General features: G+C 47.8%; 16 protein-coding genes, 1 tRNA gene and 4 pseudogenes. 9 read left to right on the forward strand and 12 right to left on the reverse strand.

The window, feature by feature from the left end; genetic code table 11:
• The 3 genes and pseudogenes from SYMBAF_RS15415 to SYMBAF_RS15425 all read left to right on the forward strand — a co-directional run bounded on the left by SYMBAF_RS15415 (window position 1) and on the right by SYMBAF_RS15425 (window position 2,687).
• A complete protein-coding gene (locus tag SYMBAF_RS15415) occupies window positions 1-780 on the forward strand; it encodes a thiazole synthase (protein WP_040263821.1) in 780 nt (259 codons plus the stop codon).
• Window positions 780-1,913 carry a 2-iminoacetate synthase ThiH gene (gene thiH, locus SYMBAF_RS15420; RefSeq protein ID WP_040263823.1) on the forward strand — a complete coding sequence of 378 codons (1,134 nt, stop codon included), beginning with the start codon at window positions 780-782 and terminating at the stop codon, window positions 1,911-1,913. The genes SYMBAF_RS15415 and thiH overlap by 1 nt, the downstream gene beginning before the upstream one ends.
• Window positions 1,914-2,113: 200 nt before the next feature.
• Window positions 2,114-2,687, forward strand: a pseudogene (locus tag SYMBAF_RS15425) (acyl-homoserine-lactone synthase).
• Here the strand turns inward: SYMBAF_RS15425 and SYMBAF_RS15430 are convergent.
• A pseudogene (locus SYMBAF_RS15430) lies at window positions 2,659-3,395 on the reverse strand (helix-turn-helix transcriptional regulator). The pseudogenes SYMBAF_RS15425 and SYMBAF_RS15430 sit on opposite strands and share 29 nt — an antisense overlap.
• An 860-nt stretch (window positions 3,396-4,255) precedes the next feature.
• Here SYMBAF_RS15430 and SYMBAF_RS15435 point away from each other — a divergent pair.
• The 5 genes and pseudogenes from SYMBAF_RS15435 to SYMBAF_RS17960 all read left to right on the forward strand — a co-directional run bounded on the left by SYMBAF_RS15435 (window position 4,256) and on the right by SYMBAF_RS17960 (window position 10,666).
• A pseudogene (locus SYMBAF_RS15435) lies at window positions 4,256-7,920 on the forward strand (ATP-binding protein).
• A complete protein-coding gene (locus SYMBAF_RS15440; RefSeq protein WP_040263829.1) occupies window positions 7,920-8,543 on the forward strand; it encodes a condensin complex protein MksE in 624 nt (207 codons plus the stop codon). Before SYMBAF_RS15435 ends, SYMBAF_RS15440 begins: the two are co-directional and overlap by 1 nt.
• Window positions 8,543-9,781: a hypothetical protein gene (locus SYMBAF_RS15445; protein WP_040263831.1), complete on the forward strand. Its 1,239-nt coding sequence runs from the start codon at window positions 8,543-8,545 to the stop codon at window positions 9,779-9,781. Before SYMBAF_RS15440 ends, SYMBAF_RS15445 begins: the two co-directional genes overlap by 1 nt.
• The gene (locus tag SYMBAF_RS15450) at window positions 9,778-10,401 is read left to right on the forward strand and encodes a DUF7281 domain-containing protein (RefSeq protein WP_237162891.1); all 624 of its coding nucleotides are present in this window, start codon (window positions 9,778-9,780) and stop codon (window positions 10,399-10,401) included. Before SYMBAF_RS15445 ends, SYMBAF_RS15450 begins: the two co-directional genes overlap by 4 nt.
• A gap of 22 nt (window positions 10,402-10,423) precedes the next feature.
• Window positions 10,424-10,666, forward strand: coding sequence for a hypothetical protein (locus SYMBAF_RS17960; protein WP_237162893.1), 243 nt, complete (start codon window positions 10,424-10,426; stop codon window positions 10,664-10,666).
• A gap of 201 nt (window positions 10,667-10,867) precedes the next feature.
• Here the strand turns inward: SYMBAF_RS17960 and SYMBAF_RS15455 are convergent, their stop codons facing one another.
• The 7 genes and pseudogenes from SYMBAF_RS15455 to SYMBAF_RS18225 form a co-directional block, all read right to left on the reverse strand.
• Window positions 10,868-11,191, reverse strand: a complete 324-nt coding sequence (locus tag SYMBAF_RS15455) for a helix-turn-helix domain-containing protein (RefSeq protein ID WP_040263833.1) — start codon at window positions 11,189-11,191, stop codon at window positions 10,868-10,870.
• The gene (locus tag SYMBAF_RS15460; RefSeq protein ID WP_040263835.1) at window positions 11,175-11,534 is read right to left on the reverse strand and encodes a type II toxin-antitoxin system RelE/ParE family toxin; all 360 of its coding nucleotides are present in this window, start codon (window positions 11,532-11,534) and stop codon (window positions 11,175-11,177) included. Before SYMBAF_RS15460 ends, SYMBAF_RS15455 begins: the two co-directional genes overlap by 17 nt.
• Before the next feature lie 220 nt (window positions 11,535-11,754).
• Window positions 11,755-12,923, reverse strand: a protein-coding gene (locus SYMBAF_RS15465; protein WP_152609001.1) for an IS3 family transposase whose coding sequence is annotated in 2 segments (ribosomal slippage) — window positions 11,755-12,674 and window positions 12,674-12,923 — 1,170 coding nt in all. Because the reading frame shifts where the segments join, the coding sequence is not laid out codon by codon here.
• A 74-nt stretch (window positions 12,924-12,997) separates the two neighbouring features.
• Window positions 12,998-13,111 (reverse strand): annotated as a pseudogene (locus SYMBAF_RS18125) (DUF5375 family protein); the annotation flags it as partial.
• Entirely contained in the window at window positions 13,108-13,392 is a 285-nt protein-coding gene (locus SYMBAF_RS15470; RefSeq protein WP_001011721.1) for a hypothetical protein, read from the reverse strand. The pseudogene SYMBAF_RS18125 and the gene SYMBAF_RS15470, both read right to left, overlap by 4 nt.
• Window positions 13,393-13,423: 31 nt before the next feature.
• Entirely contained in the window at window positions 13,424-13,777 is a 354-nt protein-coding gene (locus SYMBAF_RS15475) for a hypothetical protein (protein ID WP_001247001.1), read from the reverse strand.
• Entirely contained in the window at window positions 13,770-13,946 is a 177-nt protein-coding gene (locus tag SYMBAF_RS18225; RefSeq protein WP_023226410.1) for a host cell division inhibitor Icd-like protein, read from the reverse strand. The genes SYMBAF_RS15475 and SYMBAF_RS18225 overlap by 8 nt, the downstream gene beginning before the upstream one ends.
• 190 nt (window positions 13,947-14,136) lie before the next feature.
• Between SYMBAF_RS18225 and SYMBAF_RS17970 the strand changes: the two genes are divergently transcribed.
• Window positions 14,137-14,322, forward strand: a complete 186-nt coding sequence (locus SYMBAF_RS17970) for a YlcI/YnfO family protein (RefSeq protein WP_000190569.1) — start codon at window positions 14,137-14,139, stop codon at window positions 14,320-14,322.
• Between the two features lie 96 nt (window positions 14,323-14,418).
• Here SYMBAF_RS17970 and SYMBAF_RS15485 read toward each other — a convergent pair whose 3' ends face one another.
• The 4 genes from SYMBAF_RS15485 to SYMBAF_RS15500 all read right to left on the reverse strand — a co-directional run bounded on the left by SYMBAF_RS15485 (window position 14,419) and on the right by SYMBAF_RS15500 (window position 17,199).
• Window positions 14,419-14,649 (reverse strand): helix-turn-helix transcriptional regulator, encoded by a 231-nt coding sequence (locus tag SYMBAF_RS15485; protein WP_001670042.1) that lies wholly within the window; start codon window positions 14,647-14,649, stop codon window positions 14,419-14,421.
• A 369-nt stretch (window positions 14,650-15,018) separates the two neighbouring features.
• Window positions 15,019-15,657 (reverse strand): hypothetical protein, encoded by a 639-nt coding sequence (locus SYMBAF_RS15490; protein ID WP_040263842.1) that lies wholly within the window; start codon window positions 15,655-15,657, stop codon window positions 15,019-15,021.
• Between the two features lie 30 nt (window positions 15,658-15,687).
• Window positions 15,688-16,950 (reverse strand): tyrosine-type recombinase/integrase, encoded by a 1,263-nt coding sequence (locus tag SYMBAF_RS15495; RefSeq protein WP_040263933.1) that lies wholly within the window; start codon window positions 16,948-16,950, stop codon window positions 15,688-15,690.
• A gap of 164 nt (window positions 16,951-17,114) precedes the next feature.
• Window positions 17,115-17,199 (reverse strand) — tRNA-Leu (locus tag SYMBAF_RS15500).
• Window positions 17,200-17,767 lie beyond the last annotated feature (568 nt).

Consider the following 17,767-nt stretch of genomic DNA (forward strand, 5'->3'; position numbering starts at 1 on the left):
ATGCTGAAAATCGCCGATACTACCTTTACCTCACGCCTATTTACCGGCACAGGCAAGTTCGCTACCCCAGCGCTCATGCTGGAAGCTCTGCGCGCCTCAGGATCACAGTTGGTGACCCTAGCCATGAAACGCGTCGATCTGCGCGGCGGTAATGACGCCATATTGGCACCGCTTCAGCAGTTGGGTGTACATCTGCTGCCCAATACTTCCGGTGCTAAAACCGCCGCCGAAGCGGTATTCGCCGCCCGGCTGGCGCGTGAAGCGCTCGGCACCCACTGGGTAAAACTTGAGATCCATCCCGATGTAAAATACCTGCTGCCAGACGCGATCGAGACGCTGAAAGCGGCAGAAACCCTGGTGAAAGACGGCTTTGTGGTGCTGCCTTACTGCAGTGCCGATCCAGTGCTGTGCAAGCGGTTGGAAGAAGTGGGCTGTGCGGCAGTAATGCCACTTGGCGCGCCTATCGGCTCCAACCGTGGCCTGCGCACCCGTGACTTCCTTGAGATCATTATCGAACAGGCTAGAGTACCGATCGTCATTGATGCCGGTATTGGTGCACCGAGCCACGCGCTGGCAGCGATGGAGCTGGGGGCCGATGCGCTGCTGGTGAATACTGCCATCGCTGTAGCACGCGATCCGGTACAAATGGCGTTGGCGTTTCGTTTGGCGCTGGACGCCGGTGAACTGGCGCGTCAGGCCGGACTAGGTAGCAGCCAGCGTCACGCTGTCGCTTCCAGCCCGCTGACCGCATTTCTCAGCCAGTCTGAGGAAACACCGTAATGGCCGATGACTTCCGTAACCACTGGCAACAATTGAATTGGTACGACCTTTCGCTACGCATCAACAGCAAAGCTGCATGCGACGTGGAGCAGGCACTGAGCGCAGACAAACTGACGCGCGAAGACTTTATGGCGCTGCTTTCTCCCGCCGCCGCCGCTTATCTGGAACCGTTGGCTCAGCGCGCGCAGCAGTTGACGCGACAGCGCTTTGGTCATGTAGTCAGCTTCTACGTGCCGCTATATCTGTCCAATTTGTGCGCTAACGACTGTACTTACTGTGGCTTTTCGATGAGCAATCGCATGAAGCGCAAAACGCTGGACGCGGCAGAAATAGAACGTGAATGCCTGGCCATCAAGGCGCTGGGTTTTGAACACCTGCTGTTGGTCACCGGTGAGCATCAGGCCAAAGTCGGCATGAACTATTTCCGCCAGTATATCCCGGCGATCCGCGCCCATTTCAGTTCACTGATGATGGAAGTGCAGCCGCTGACGCAGCAAGAATATGCCGAGCTGAAAACGCTGGGGCTGGACGGTGTGCTGGTGTACCAAGAAACCTATCATCCCACCACCTACTTGCAGCACCATCTGCACGGCCAGAAGCAAGACTTTCACTGGCGGCTGGCGACGCCGGATCGCCTGGGGCGCGCCGGGATCGACAAAATTGGCCTGGGTGCACTGATCGGTCTTTCTAACAATTGGCGCACCGACTGTTATCTGCTAGCGGAACATTTGTTTTATCTACAGCAAACCTATTGGCAGAGCCGCTATTCGATTTCATTCCCACGGCTACGCCCCTGCGCTGGCGGTATCGAACCGGCGTCGATCTTGAGTGAACCGCAGTTGGTGCAGTTGATTTGCGCTTTCCGCCTGTTCGCCCCAGATGTCGAGCTGTCGCTGTCAACGCGCGAATCAGCATTTTTCCGCGATCATATGATCCCAATAGCGATTAACAGCGTCAGCGCTGGCTCCAAAACCCAACCTGGCGGCTATGCCGACGATGTGCCACCAGAGTTGGAACAGTTCGAACCGCACGATAGCCGCACACCGCAACAAGTGGCGCAAGCCATCAGTGATGCCGGGTTGCAGCCAGTATGGAAAGACTGGGATGGCTATCTGGGGCGTGGCGCGCAGTAAGCTGCAAGGTTTTCAGCACTGTGGAGATTTCCGTGGGTGGGATGCGCAAAGCCCAGCAGCGCCACTGGCACCACAAATCACGCTGGTTATAGTGGCCCTGCCAGCCGCCAAACCCGGCGCTGGTCGGGGTCGCCACCCACTCGACGGCCCCGCCCTTATTTCTCGTCTCACCCCCAGAAAGTTATCAGCTCAGCATAACCATGGATCGTGACTTCTATAACTGTGATTTGAGCACATTACGGCTGGGATGGGACGTAGTGTGTAACGTCGACAGGGAATTTGATAACCCCGACACCCGCTATGTTCTTGGCCTGTGCAAGGGTCAACTACTCTGCAGTGTGCGTTTTATTGGCCTTGATCGCCCCAACATGATCACTCACACGTTTCGTGCCTGTTTTGACGCAGTTCCGCTTCCTCTCGCCAGCATAGAATCGAGCCGTTTTTTTGTCGACAAAGGCCGGTCGCGGCAACGGCTCGGCGAACACTACCCGGTCGGTCTGGCTCTGTTTCTAGCCATGATCAGTTGGGCTCGCGACAACAAATACAACGGTATTCACACTATTGTAAGCCAGCCGATACTGACGATCCTGAAACGCTCAGGATGGCAGGTAAGGACGCTTAAAAGTGGCCTTCTTCAGCGAACGGGAACGCATTTATCTGCTGTTTTTACCGACATCAGCGGAAGATCAGGCTCGAATGGCATCGGAACTCATCACCAAACTCGGCTGCCCGCCATCGTTGATGATTACCTGGCCGCTGTCGCTGCCGATGTGATCAGCTTCAGCTCCACGCCCAGCCGGATCGCTTGGCGCACGTTGCTGACGCCCAGCTTGGCGACAATATTGCTCATATGAAACTTCACCGCACTCACGGAAATACCCGCAATGGCAGCAATCTCTCCATAGGTTTTTCCCATACTGGCCCAATACAACATCTCGTTCTCCCGCAGGGTGAAAATGGGTTTGTCCGTATTCGCATGATGCCTTTGCCCGCCGGGTAATGCCGCGCCAGCAAGACAATACATCTGTTCTTTAATATCGACCAGCACCATCTGCACATTCCCACGCTCAGAAGAGAGCCGCGCTGCCAGCTCCCCTTGTCCGTTGCTGGTAATGATGATCGACAACAACGCCAGGTTGTTCATATGGTCATGCTACCCAAAGGTGCAGCCGTTGACGATATTGTACCGCTTGGCGAGGGAGAAAATTTTGCCGGACATAAGGGTAATATTTTCGTCCCATGCAAAGGGCGATGTACGCTTGAACGCGGTCAATACCACCTGATCGATGAGCTGAAAGTTGTTGGCGCGGTAAAGATCTACCCATTTACTAGGATTACTAGAGATAATAAGCACATCTGAAGGATTTTTTTGCTGGCGATCGTGTAAGCGTATTCCACCCTACCGAATGAGGACAGTTTTCTATCGATATGATCCCAGAGCATTTCCGTTATGGTCGGATTTTCATTGAAGGCAGAAAGCACACTAGCTCCGTTGTGGTTTGACTTTCCCTTTTAGCTAGAAAACCTAAGCTTTAGTACAGGTATGTATGAGCTTTAAGTACAGCTTACCAAAGCCGAGGCTTGGTTTATAATGTCATAAGTTAAAGGTAAAAAAAAACCTGACCGTTACGGTCAGGTAGCCAATGACTTCAGCCAACACCAGGGAAAACACTGTCTGCCAGATAGGATATATAAAAAGATCCTGCTGGCTGACGCCATGAGTCTAACATCGCTTGTTTGCCCTTTCAATTTCCTTTCGCCATGGTGCCAAGTACGTTTCCGAAGTAACGCTGCGCGAAACGTCATATTACCGCGAGTTCCCACCAAAATCAGGACTAATGCCGCTGTTACACACCAGCCATCACTGGGCATATTTTCCTGTCGGCACATCAGGCAGACATGTCCACATATTTTGCTGAATAACCCGTGCACAGTCCGCCCACATTCCTGCTTCAATTGCCGGACCAACCAACGCCCGACAGCACAACCATTCCGACGCATCAGAAAACTCAATGTTCTGCCCCTTGCACAGCCTCGACCAACTCGAACTTGAACGCAAATGCGGGGGCGCTACATCAATACGCTGCTGGAGTGAGACATAATAAACGCTAGGTGTTATTTTCAGCAGGCGGCACCGCTCGCCAGCGGCCTAACAAATGCATAAGAGGTTTATATCTTTTATAGCCAGCTTAGTGAGAGAAATGGATATTGCTTCGTCGTGTATTAATCAAGAAGAAGCAGGTCATTCCACCTATATCTTGATCTAGTTGTGAAATAACCCAATGTTTAAAAATATTTTTGGGTGTACTATTCAGAGGTTGTTTTATGTTCAGGGAGGTATCATGTCACAACTGCTTCGTATCATTCTTATACATACTCACTTGCCTGGTGTTGTTGAAATTCAACTGGATCAACATACCAATATTTGTGGAACAAATGCTTCTGGAAAAACGACGCTTCAGCGCCTTGTTCCTGTTTTCTACGGCGAACAGCCTAATAAAGTCGTACCAAGAACGCGGAAGAAATTCGACGAGTTTTATCTCCCCTGTAGCAATAGCTATATCATTTATGAATACCAGCGAGAAACGGGTGACAATTGTCAGGTTGTTTTGACGGGTAACAATGAGGGAGGCGTTGAATATCGTTTTGTTAGCGCGCCTTATCATCCTGATTTTTTCCTCCGCTATACGGAAGATGGCGCGAAAGGGTTGAGTTATAACGAATGGTCTGCCCAGATGCGCAACCGGGATGACGTCTCAGTTTCAGCCAAAATAGGTTCAACTACGGAGTACCGCAGCATCATTCAGAATGATGTAGCGTCATTACGCGTTAATTCGACGGAGACGATACGGTTACGTCGTTTGGCGGCATCGTTTAGTCTGGTGGGTGGTAACTATAAGCTCAGACATATTGAGAAATTAGTGAGCGCTGTTCATGCCGGTGAAGGCAAAATGGAAACACTCAAAACTATGCTGGCGGCGATTTTTGCCGATGATGGCGTTACTCTCCCTCAAACCAAAGTAAAAAGCGGCTTTGCGCGGGAATGGATCCAAAAAATGCGCCAGTCGCTGCGTTACGATAAATTGCAGCAGGAGTTTGGACTCTTACAGCGCCTGGGGATGAAACTGGATGATACGGAGGCGCAGTTAGCTGCGCTCCACCCTCTGTTAAGAAATGATGAACAAATTCAGAAGCAGACAAAGGCGGATGCAGAACAACAACTTATTCAGCGACGGGGAGAGCTTATCCAATTAGATGATTGCTTTAATCAACAGAGTCGCGAACTGAACGATCAATTAAGTAAAACGCAAAGTGAATTAAAAACGGTTCAGGCATGGTTGGAGCATGTTCAGGAAGAGAACGATCGTTATGAACGTAAAGATATCCGCCTTTTGCAGACGTACATGGACGAATTGCCCCAGTGGCGGGAGGCGCTTTTAGCGCAAAGTGAGCAATACCAGCTTATGCAGGATCAAGTCGGTGAACTTTCCCGAGAATTTGAACAGCACAAAGCAAAACTAAAAGACAGTTTTTACCGTCAGGATCGGCTGACGCAGCAAAAAATTCAGGATTGTCAGCGGGAAAAAGAGGTAGTCAGGGATAAATTTGACAGCCAGAAAGAGATATTTAGGCAGCGCTTTGAAGAGCGAAAACAACAGCAGGAAAACCACTACGGTGAACAACTGGAGATTATTTCACGCGATCAAACAGCTGTTAGCATTGAGCTTAAACATTCCCAGTTAACCGCTGAAGAGCATGAAGAGCGCCAGATTGCAGAGCTGCGCATTGAGCAAGCTCAGGAGTGTTCATTGCAACTGGGCGATCGACGACAAAATGCGCAGAAAAACTGTCCGAGGCCCGTAAACAGCAAGATAGCGCAGAAAAGCAACTGCACGATGTCCGCGCCGGCCTGCATCAGGCTGAGGAACAATTGCTGCAACTGCATCGCCAGTTGGATCCTGAACAGGGGACATTACGCCACTTCTTGCGTTCACGTTACGAGGGCTGGGAGCAGAATTTGGGCAAGGTTCTGAATGAAAACCTGCTGGAACGTAAGGACTTGCAGCCTGATCTTAGGGAACTGTCGGAATCACTGTACGGCCTGCAACTGGAATTAAGCGTACTGGATATGCCCGATTTTGCGCAGGATGAAGCTTCAATTCGACACAGTCTTGATAAGGCAGAGCAAATCAGGGCGCATGCTGAAGAAGCGAAGAAAATGGCAGAAGCCAGCTTTCAGGAGCACCACCAGAACGTCAAGCACCTGCAATCGCAAGCGGACGAGTGTGAAAGACAATATCAACGCCAAAATCAGGAAGTCAGCTATGCCCGTGATGCTCGTACTCGTTTGATCGCAGAGCATGGGGCGCTGGAGCAAGAACGTCGGCAGGAAAAACGCGCCCGCTTAAGCGCATTAGAAAAAGCGCATACCGAATTAACGCAACAGAAAGAACAAGATCTCCGCGCGTTAACGGACGAACATAATGCGCAAACGCTGCAATGGAATGTCGACCTTCAAAGTGAACAGCAGCAAATTGATGAGAAGGTGGAAGAACTGTCCCGGCAGATAAACAAAAAACGTGCCGATATAGAAGAACAGATAAGAATATTCCAGCAGGCTCTGGACGCTGATTTAGCGAAGAAAGGAATTGATCCCCACGAAGTCAAAATACTGCGGGAGCGCATTGAAACGCTTAAAAAAGATATTCAGGCGGTTGAAGAGCGTCGGGATGAGCTGACCGAATGGCAGCGTTTTATCAAACTTGACTGGGAGCAGTTGCGGCCTGAGAAACAGAAGCAGGAAGGAGAACTCTCTCAGCAGAAGCGTGAGCTGTTGCAGTCTGAACGTCAGTTAAAAGCGGAGTATCAGAATAAAAAAGACAGGCTTAATGATGAGAGAAAACACTATGATACGCTGATGCGTCAGGCCGGTGAGCTTGTTAGTCAGTTAAAGGTATTGTTGGCCCGATTATTGCCTCTGCCGCTGGCCGAAATTGTTCCAGCTTATATTGATTCCGCCGCTGATATTAATGAACGGATGTCGCGTACCAGCGATATGCTGGAGCAACACGCCAGCTTGACCCGTACGCTGGAGAGCAAACTGAATGAGTTTAAGTCACGCTTTAATCAGGATGCTGACCCTACTTTCCTTGAATTATTGGACTCTGAGATAGATAAATTACCCGATCCTTCAAGGACCCGGCTGCAGTTGCCAATACTCGAGAAACTACTACAACTTCTTAAAGATAAACAGCAGCAATTGCTAGAGATGGGGGAAAATATCGGTGGCGATCTGAAAAAATTCTTTGATGTTTTCAGTGATATCAATCGCCGGATTTCGCAACAAAGTCGGCGCTTGAGCGATGCGGTTACCGACGATTTGCAACTGGAAGGTATCAATAAATCAGAAGTTCGCATTTTATCGACCATCGACCAATTACGATTCTGGAAACCATTAAAGCGCTTTGCTAAAAACTATAGTGACTGGCGCTTGTCTGGTCAGCAACTACCTCCCGAAAGCTATTTGAATGCCCTTATGGATGTGGTTGAACTGCTTCATGCCGATGAGCGTTTCACTATGGAATCGTTATTAAATCTCGAACTTCACCTTAATGAAGGTGGGGAAAATATTGTTATCAAAAACGATCGCCAACTACTGGAAGCGTCAAGCCACGGTATGGCCTATCTGATCTTGTGCAAGTATCTTTTGGCGTTCACGTGTTTGTTAAGAGGCAAATCAGACGCCGTTATTCACTGGCCTATTGATGAAATCGGCACGCTGGCCTACCACAATGTAGAGAAATTATTTATTGCCTGTAGCCATAATAATATTGTGATTGTAGGCGCTTTTCCAAATGCGGAGTCTGATGTGTTAATGCTGTTTAAGCACCGTTATTTGCTTGATGCCGATCAGCTTGAGCCAACTCAGCGCAGGCTGAAAAGGATCCAGCCGAAAGTGAGCCGCCTGGCTGCCCGACTAGCGCAGATGGAACAGGAGGCAATGTAATGCTGGAATATGGTCCTTTAATCAAAAGGCTGCTGACAGGGGAATTTATTTGCCGTATCAACGACCCGGATGCTTATCGTCATTTACAGGATGATAGTACCCGGCAAGCGATGGATAACTATTTGCGCCCTCTTAACTACAGAATTGTCAGTAATGAGACGCAAACAGTCTATTACGCGGGCTTTTGTGAGATGAATCGCGATACCCGCAGCCAGCTTATGAATCAGTTTAAGGACATCATCTCTTCTCTGCTACCTCTGCTTGAGTGGTTACAACTCATACAGGAGACGCAAGGGCGGGAGAGTTCGCTGACAGCTGGCGACTATATCAGGTTGTCGGAAATCATGACGCGTGTAGAGGATAATCAGGGCCTGCAGCAGCGTCTGAATCAGCTTTCCAGCGTTCGTTTTTTCAATTGTCGAAGTGATTCCATTGATCTTCAGCTCAAACAAATTTTTCGGCGTTTGAAAGAGCACGGCTATGTCAGACAACCTAACGCCGAGCAGCAGATATTTATTGCCACGGGGAAAGTTGATTATTTGATTGACGTGATCCGCTTTATCCGTGATGAAGAGCATATACCGGTTGAAGACACACCGCCTGTTCAGCAGGAACTTCTGTAATGTCGCAGGAGATTTCTCCGATATCCAGTCTGTTTAAAAACGGTGCTGACCGATTGGCATTGTTGGGAAAACACCATCACGCCTTAATGAAGGGTTATGTCGATGGGTTTATTGATGAAACGGCTTTTAGCGACCAGACATTAAAAAAGTTGATTGCAGCGCGTATTGTATGGCGTCCTGATGAGCAACAGCCACTGATGCTACGCCCGCTGGTGAGCGAACTCATCGCCAGCATGGTTGCTGATGAGAGCCGACGGCAGATTAATGCAGATGTGGCAGAAAAGCTGGAACAAATCCGCAATAAGGTGCAGGCCTGGCGCGATGCTTATTATAAAGGTGATTATAGTATTGCTGAACGGCAAATGCAGAGATTGACTGAGCTCGTTCACGATCTCAGCGGACAGTTTGAAGAGGCCATCGACAGCCTCTGGCACCGTCTGAATAATGATTTTGGTTTCGTCAGCAGTCTGAATGAAAAAATTAATGAGAATGCGCGGGCGCAAAACCAGGTTCGTCGGTTGCTTGATGGACTGGATTTGATCGTTTTCCATGAATTGATAGAGTTTGCTGAAAATAATAGCTCACTACGTAAATTATTAGTGAGTCAGTTACAGTTGCGTGTAAGTCTTCACCATAGTTCATTACTGGCCGTTCAGCAGCGTCTGGTGGATCTAATGGCTAAATTTCGCCAACAGCAGTCACGCACATTATTAGTGGCAAATATGGCTGCTTTTTTGCGTCAGCATCCACAGTATCAACCCGCCAGCTACCCGGAACGCCGGGAAGTGCCGGATGTATTCAATATTGCGACTTCACTTTCACTACAAGCCTCCATTTCGCTCGACAGACCCGTGTATCGACAGATGATGGCGGAGATGTTGCTCGCTTTGCCTCGGGCATCGGTTATACCTCCGCCTGTGCCAAAAAGTGCGGGCTCAGTAATACCTCCCATTGATGAGGAGGTCGCTGCTCGTCAGGTTGCGCTTAAAATGGACGTTGAGGATTTTTATGTTTTCGCTGCCGGGCAATCCGGGCCGGTGAGTGCGCTGCATTATCTGACGGAAAATCATCTGAACTGGGACAGTGAGATATGGCTTTACCAGGTTATTACGGAATATCAATCATTGCCGTTAGCGGATAAGCCGCGTTTTTGGCTGCGCAGTGATGAGCGTCAGGCCAGCCCAGTAAATGATCTGCGTATTATATTGGATGTGAGTATTGGCGTGAGGGTAAAATGACTGAAGCAGAATCGTTATCGTATAACGCGCTCGTCTGGCTGAAAAAACTTGATCATCGCCTGAAAGCGAAAAATTGCGAGAAGAAAAATACCGACGGTAAAATCGTGATTCAGGTTTTGCGTTGGTGTACTGCGCTGGATTTGATCCCAGCTAACAGTTTGTTGCTGCCTGATTTCATTTTTACAATGGCGTTGCTGAATAAGATTTCAGAGGCTCAGCAGCGTCTCAAACAGGCAAATTTTCGTGACGATATTAGCACACAAAATCGTATTGAGAGTGCGCAGTTAAGCGATCAGGAGATTAAAACGGCGGGAATTCGACCACAGCAGCATCGGGTACTGCTCCGTCTTAATCAGCCTTTAGTCAATACGTTGGGGATGAGTGTTGAGGTTGTTGATACGGATTGGCGTAATATTACGCTGACGCAGTTTGATGTTCTTATCGTGGTGGAGAATCAGGATTGTTTCTACCATCTGGCGCTTTTTAATTATTCACAATGTAATTTCCACTCTCCCCTGATTATTTACCGTGGCGATCGGAAATATAGCAAGGGGGCTGTTGCATTGAAGCGTTGCTGGTTGAAAAAAGGGGAAAGCAGCGATCTATTTTGGCGATTTTGACCCGAAGGGGGTCAGTATTGCGATGAAGGAAGGTTATAGCTTTATGTTATTACCTTCACAAGATGTGATGATAAAAAAATCCTCTCCTGCTATGTTCCCAGATCTACAGTTAAAGTTCTTGCCTGAATTATTAAAAAATAAGGTACATTCTAATTTTCATAGCTATCTGTTGATTTTAGAAAAGCATAATGCACTAAGGCAGCAGAAAATGCGGGGAGATATGCTGCATGCAGTACCTCTATTGTCTATAACTCCCATATTGTAATCCGAATTATTACTACTTCATTAAGATACTTGTTATTTTATGGATGTGAATTTCTGGCGGGAATGCTAGCAAAATATTACGTTCCATATCGCGCCATACCCGTCCGGCATGGGTTTCTGACCAGCGATTCTGGCGAGCCTATCCCTAAACAGCCCGTCAATATACCTCAAATATATCTTCTAAATTGACCAGCCCAATAAATCAAACCAGCACCTTCAACCCATGCTTCTGCACCACAGTAAGCAGTTTCAGCGCCAGGCCACCAGGGCGCTTTACGCCGCTTTCCCATTTCTGCACCGTTGACACACTGGTATTCAGGTAGCTGGCAAAAACCGGCTGGCTGACGTTCAGCTTCTCGCGCAATGCCTTAATCTCAACAGGTTGCAGATTGTCCACATTATTAAGGCACGCTTTATCAAAGTTGCGCATCGTTTCCTGTGGGATAGCATCGACGCTGAATAATCCAGCAGCCGCGCTGTGGATGGCCTCAAATGCAGGACTCTTGAATTTACTTTTTACAGTCATGGCAAATCTCCACCAATTCTTTACTCTTAATCAGTGCCGTAATCTTTTCATCAGCAAGGGCAGCGTAATGCTTTGCTAACTCGCGGAATCCGGCCAGTTCGCGATTATCAATGTTTGCCATATCCTGTTTGGCATACAGAAACGTGTAAAACCAGTGCTCCCCACCTTTCGCCAGGATAATGGCGCGATCGCGATTCTGGTTCAGCCGCTTCTTGTAAACTTCCCCACCGAGATCGTCAGCCTTACCTTGCATCGCCGCCTCAATAGCCTGGCATAACTCACTATCTTTAATTGCGTGCGATTTAGCCGCCTTACTGAACCATTTAGTTTTGAATACTCGCATCAGGCTAACATCCTGTAACCTTAACTATAGCACCTGGTGCTAGGTTACTCTCTTTTCTCACTAGTGCAAAGTACTTGAAGACGACATAATTTTGCCGTATTTTTAACCACGCATACCCGCTGTCAACGACAGCCAGCCAATGTTTCCAGTATCAGGATGATACGAGTGACCTGTGAGAAACGCCTTCGGGTGGTCACGAGCCAAAGTCATATTGTAGTGGTCAACTAAAACTGGCCACCGCGTTAGAGTTTTTCCAGTATCGATTTTCCGATTCGTTTGGTGGTAACCCACCGTTATATTCATGCGGCCTGAGCGCGCTGTAATACCCAACGATATAGTCCGTTATTGCGTGGGCTGCATCGCTGAAGTTTATGTAACCCGTCACCGGTACCCATTCGTTCTTCAGACTCCTGAAGAAGCGCTCCATTGGGCTATTATCCCAGCAGTTTCCACGCCGACTCATACTCTGTCTGATCCGATACCTCCACAGTGACTGCCGGAACTGTCTGCTTGTGTAATGGCTGCCCTGATCGCTGTGGAACATCACTCCGGCTGGTTTTCCCCGGGCCTCCCACGCCATCTCCAGCGCTTTGATGGTCAGCCTGCTGTCCGGTGAGAACGACATTGCCCAGCCCACCGGTTTTCTCGCGAACAGGTCGAGAACAACGGCGAGGTAGGCCCAGCGCCTGCCTGTCCAGATATAGGTCACATCGCCACACCACACCTGATTAGGCTCTGTCACTGCGAACTGCCGCTCAAGGTGATTCGGGATAGCGATGTGTTCAAGGCCACCGCATTTATACCGATGAGTGGGCTGTTGACAACTGACCAGCCCCAGCTCTTTCATGAGCCTGCCGGCGAGCCATCGTCCCATCCTGAAGCCCTTCATGGTTGCCATAGTTGCGATACTCCTTGCGCCAGCAGAGCCATGGCTGACGCTATGCAGTTCCAGTACCTGGCTGCGTAATACAGCTCGTCTGCCATCTGGTTTTTCAGGACGGTTTTTCCAGTATTTGTAGCTGCTGCGATGAACCCCGAACACGTGGCAGAGTGTGACCACCGGATAATGCGCTCTGAGTTTCCCGATTATCGAGAACTGTTCAGGGAGTCTGACATCAAGAGCGCGGTAGCCTTTTTTAATATTTCGTTTTCCATTTCAATACGTTGTATTTTTTTCCTCAGCTCACGTATTTCAATTTGTTCAGGAGTAATGGGAGAGGCTTTAGGTATTTTTCCCTGCCGCTCATCACGCAACTGCTTCACCCATCGCGTCATTGTGGAAAGGCCGACATCCATAGCACTGGCTGCATCTGCCACGGTGTAGTTCTGGTCAACGACCAGTTGAGCGGATTCGCGTTTGAACTCTGCACTGAAATTTCTTTTTTTCATTGAAGCACCTGTAATGTCCTGAGGTGAGCATATCACCTCTGTTCAGGTGGCCAAATTCAGTGTGCCACTACACACCGATCGCTGCCGGTTTCGGTCAGCATTTTCTGCCGCCATGCCGAAGCAATCGCCCTCCGGTACAGCGCGGTGGTCATTTCTGCCGGAAAAATAGAAACCTGCGGCTGGTTCATTGGGTGCCTCCTTCAATCAGTTCGCAACTGTGTGCAATATCCGTCAAATCTGCCCGCAGGTACTCCATCAGCGCGGCAATGCCTGGCGCACAGCCTGCATCCAGCGTTCCGCCCTGAGACGGGTATTCAGAAAAGAGAAGCTGGAGCATGTCGCAGGCATTTCTTGCGCGAGTCAGCTTTCCGAAACCGTCCTCTGACAATCCATAGGCAAAAGCACCGGTATTGTGTTTTTCAGGCAAAGTGTGGCCCTGAGCACTGTTGTGCCCGTTTGAAAAATTCATCGTGGATTACTCCGTTTTCAGCGGTGTTTTGTCAGAGAAACTTTGAATAGTGACTGTCGTCAGGTTCAGCAGAACGCCGTATGCTGCGCTCCCGCCAACGGGTAAATACCACAGACGGATGTAGTGTCAGAGAGCCACTACCGCCCTTCGGAGCTGGCGAAGGTTTAAAGAGCGGCGCATCAAACAGGCGCGTATACCGCTGTTCAAACCATGCCAGAGGGCAGGAAGAAAGCTGGTTGTCGCTGTCATGACGTATCAGCACTTCACAGCTGAATTCAGGATTAACCAGCGCTACGGAGGGCGAGGCTTCAATTAATCGGATGATTGTGATGGTCCAGCCACGTTCATGCTGCCAGCGTTCGCCGGGTTGCGGATAATTACGCATGTTCACCTCCGCAGGGAATGCGACCGGCAAAGCTCAGCACGTAGTCCGGGGCCAGTCTGCGCCGCGCTGAGCGCTCGTTATCTGCGGTGATCCTTAACATCACAGGACGGGCATTGCGTTGACTGCGGTTGATCGCAGCAAATAACCAGGTACACTTCTTTTTAGCCATCTTCGTTTCCTCATACAGCGGATTGGTCAGAGGCCCGGTTAGTGTTGCTGCACTGCCGGGCTTCGCCTTTTTCACCCTAGAACACTCAAGGTGTGGCCCACTATAAATATTAGGTGTGGCCCACGTCAATGCTTTTCTTTGTTCTTTTCCCGTGTATACTGTGGCCCACCAAACATACGGAGATTCAGTAATGGCTACCGGTACAAAGAATGCTAAATCACAAGCCTTAAAGGCACGAGTGCCACATGACGTAGTTGAAGCGATGGAAATGGTGAAAGAAGAGGACGAAAGTACGTCACAATTCATCATTACATCCATGCAAAGTGAGATCAAACGCCGCCAGCGCAGGAAAGTTAAGCCAGAGCAAGGAGGCTGAATAGAGAAGCTAACAGACGTTCTCTCAGGCTCCATGCTAATTTCAGTAAGCGACAATATTTTTAAGCCCACAAACTCAATATGTCGGGCTTTTTTATTAGTGATTTTCATGCCGTTCACCACGAGAGGCATATATTTGCTCTTGAATCCAGTGATCGACTTCGCTTTCAACAAATGAAATTGCACGAGTTCCTATTTTTACTGGGCGGGGAAATGTATTATTTGAAAGCTGTTTGTAAAGCCATGCCTTGCTACGCTGAACGCGTCTTAACACCTCTTTTGCTGAAATAAGAGTCTGATTATCTGAAAGGTTGTTTGCATATTCCATCTTGTTACTCCGTGTTCTACTTAAGTTCACGGTGACTTTAAACACTGAAAAAAAGTGATTCTAGTGATAATGGAATCTATTAATACAAACGCTGATTCTATTGAAACGTGATAGTTTCTACTGAAAAAAGAAATAATGTTCATATGAAAGAACACGAGAAGAGGAAAACGCACAACAAAATAAAATCAATAAAATTCATATAGATAGCATTGCAGCACAAACAAATCATACGTTAGAAGGTATTATTGCGTTTTATCGATTCATATTACTCAGGGATTACCACAGTATTACACTGTATTACCCCCTATAGCCCCTTAGAGCCTCTTGTAGCCCCTTCTAATGAGAGATATACAGATAGTAATAATAAATTCACTCTCCGTATTTTATAATGTCTTTCCCCAGCTTTATTTTCTTATAGAACGTAGCTTTTTTAACTCCTTTCAATAGAATCTCATTCTCATTACAAAAAGAAACAATATCATTATATATAACACTATTATCGCTATAATTTCCCTTTCCATGTTTCTTAAGCAACTCAATTAGTAAGTAAATTAATTTACAACTATAATTATCCTCATCATCTTTTCTGTACTGCCCTCTGCCATTACTCCTTAACTTTTTACCAACTTCATATAATTCACTTCCTCCTAGCATCATTAAAATATCGCCCCAATCTTTATTTTTTACTTGTTGTTGCAATGCGTTCTCAATTCTTTCCTTAATTTCAGGAGGTACAATATCTTCCCTCTGAAAGATATAAGCGGCAGTTAATACTAAATTCGCCTCCACTTTTTGCGTGGCGGATATGTTTTTATATTCATTAATCAATTGTAGATTTCTGGTTATTGCCTTTCTTAACCGAATAACCTCTTTTAATTGAATATCAGTCAATTCATCATTTTCGTTATCATAGTCAAAACCATTCATAGCAAGCGCCACTTCGTGCGGCGTAATGTACGTTAACCTATTAAAATAAAACAAATTATTATCAGATTGAGTGTTATTCATTTGAATCTCTCCTCAGTACCACAATGGTAATTATTTTCCATGCACACGCGCAAAATCATATGGTGTGATAGATCCATTCTTGTTAGCATCAATGTAATCAGCCCACCATTGCAGCATTAATCTTCTTTCTTCAAGATATTCAGAAGTATGCATATATGAACCTTTCACGTTTTTTCGTTCAACGTGACTTAGCTGTCTTTCAATGGCATCATCATTCCATAGTTTCGACTCACTTAGCGCACCACGCGCCATAGTTCTAAAACCATGCCCACATACTTCTGTCTTCGTATCATATCCCATTACACGTAAGGCGCTATTTACAGTATTTTCACTCATTACTTTTTTAGGATCATGAACGCTGGGAAATATAACCTCGCCTTTACCGCTCAAGGCATGTAAACGTTTAAAAATATCAAATGCTTGTTTGCTAAGCGGAACAATATGTTCAGTTTTCATCTTCATCCCACGCTCAGAGTGTTTTACGCCGGGAATAGGTTTACGAATTCCGGGTATCGTCCACTCGCTTCGTTCAAAGTTAACCTCACTCCAGCGAGCAAAACGCATCTCACTTGAACGAATAAATGTGAGTAGCGTTAATTCAACGGCAAGCCGTGTCATTAGTCGCCCTTTATAGCGTGATAGTCTTTCAAGAAACTCAGGGATTCTTTTTGGGGGTAGTGCTGGGTGATGGGTTGCCTTAACGCTTAAAAGCGCTCCAGCCATATCACTGGCAGGATTTGATTCAAGAAGGTCATTCTGCACACCGAAACGCATAATTGCGGTTACGCGCTGCATCAGTCGCTGCGCAACATCATGTTTACCTGCCGCATCAACAGCTTTGATCGGATTGAGAAGCTGGCTGGTTCTCAACGTTCTGGCGTCAATTTGACCTATCGAGGGGAAAATATACTGCTCAAGCGTCAGCAGAACGCGACGGCTATGATCTTCGCTCCAAGTTAGGTTACTTGCGTGCCATTGCCTTGTGATAGTTTCAAATAAATATGCCCCCTCAATTTCAGCTTGTGCCCCCTTTTGCTCAGCTTTGGGGTCAATGCCCTGAGACAACAATTTCTTTGCTGCATCACGCTTACCCCGAGCCTCAGCCAAAGTGATCGTCGGGTATACACCAAAAGCGAGCCGATCTTCCTTTTTGTCAGATGGGCGGCGATATTTCATGCGCCAATACTTGGAACCTTTTGGGGAGACTTCAAGATACAAGCCGCCTCCATCAGCCATTTTATAGGCTTTCTCTTTCGGCTTTGCGGTCTCTATCTGGCGAGCATTGAGTTTCATTTTGGGGGCACAAATCCTGATCGAATTGACATGCCCCCGATTATGCCCCCAAAAGAGGGTAGACCACAAGAGACCAACAAAGACCATGAAATACGGTAACCTGCTTGTTTTTAAGGATTTTTTCTGGATTTGTAGACTTCAGGAAACGTCAAAAGAAGTGTTAATGGTGCCGAAGGCCGGACTCGAACCGGCACGTATTTCTACGGTTGATTTTGAATCAACTGCGTCTACCGATTTCGCCACTTCGGCACTGAAGTAGTATGCGGAAAACGGGTGCATTATACCTTCCCGCGATCCGGGCGCAACACTTATCCGTTGTTCAATGAGTTAAGTGTTGAAAAAAACGTCGGCAAGTTCACTTTGGCACTCTGCTGTCAGCAACACGATGACAAAGGCACCCTGTTATCCCCATTCACTGCCCAAAATCGTGATGGGAGGCGATTTTCGTGGTCCCCTACCATGCCCTTTGCTATTTTCTGTATGGCGGTCAGCGCACCTTATCCTAAATGCAAGATAACGCACAGACTCCCAGGGTAAGGCCGATCGCTTTCCCTACCCAATTTAGCCCCAGTTCTTGATGGGATAGCCTTTGCGATCAGTTGCTGGCGTCACCAACCGAGGATGATGCCTATTAGGTTCCGGTTTGTCAGGGCACAGTTATGATCCACACTTTCTTCAAGCACCCACTCACCAAAAGACCTTTGCGATTCATTAGTCCTTCGCCACCGTCAGGCTAATCGGGTATCTCTCCAACGCAATTGGGCTGGCAAACACCACAAGAAGGCACAGCCCAACACACCTTCCCCTTCTTCGTCTG

The organism is Serratia symbiotica, from assembly GCF_000821185.2.
Classification (GTDB): Bacteria; Pseudomonadota; Gammaproteobacteria; order Enterobacterales; family Enterobacteriaceae; genus Serratia; species Serratia symbiotica.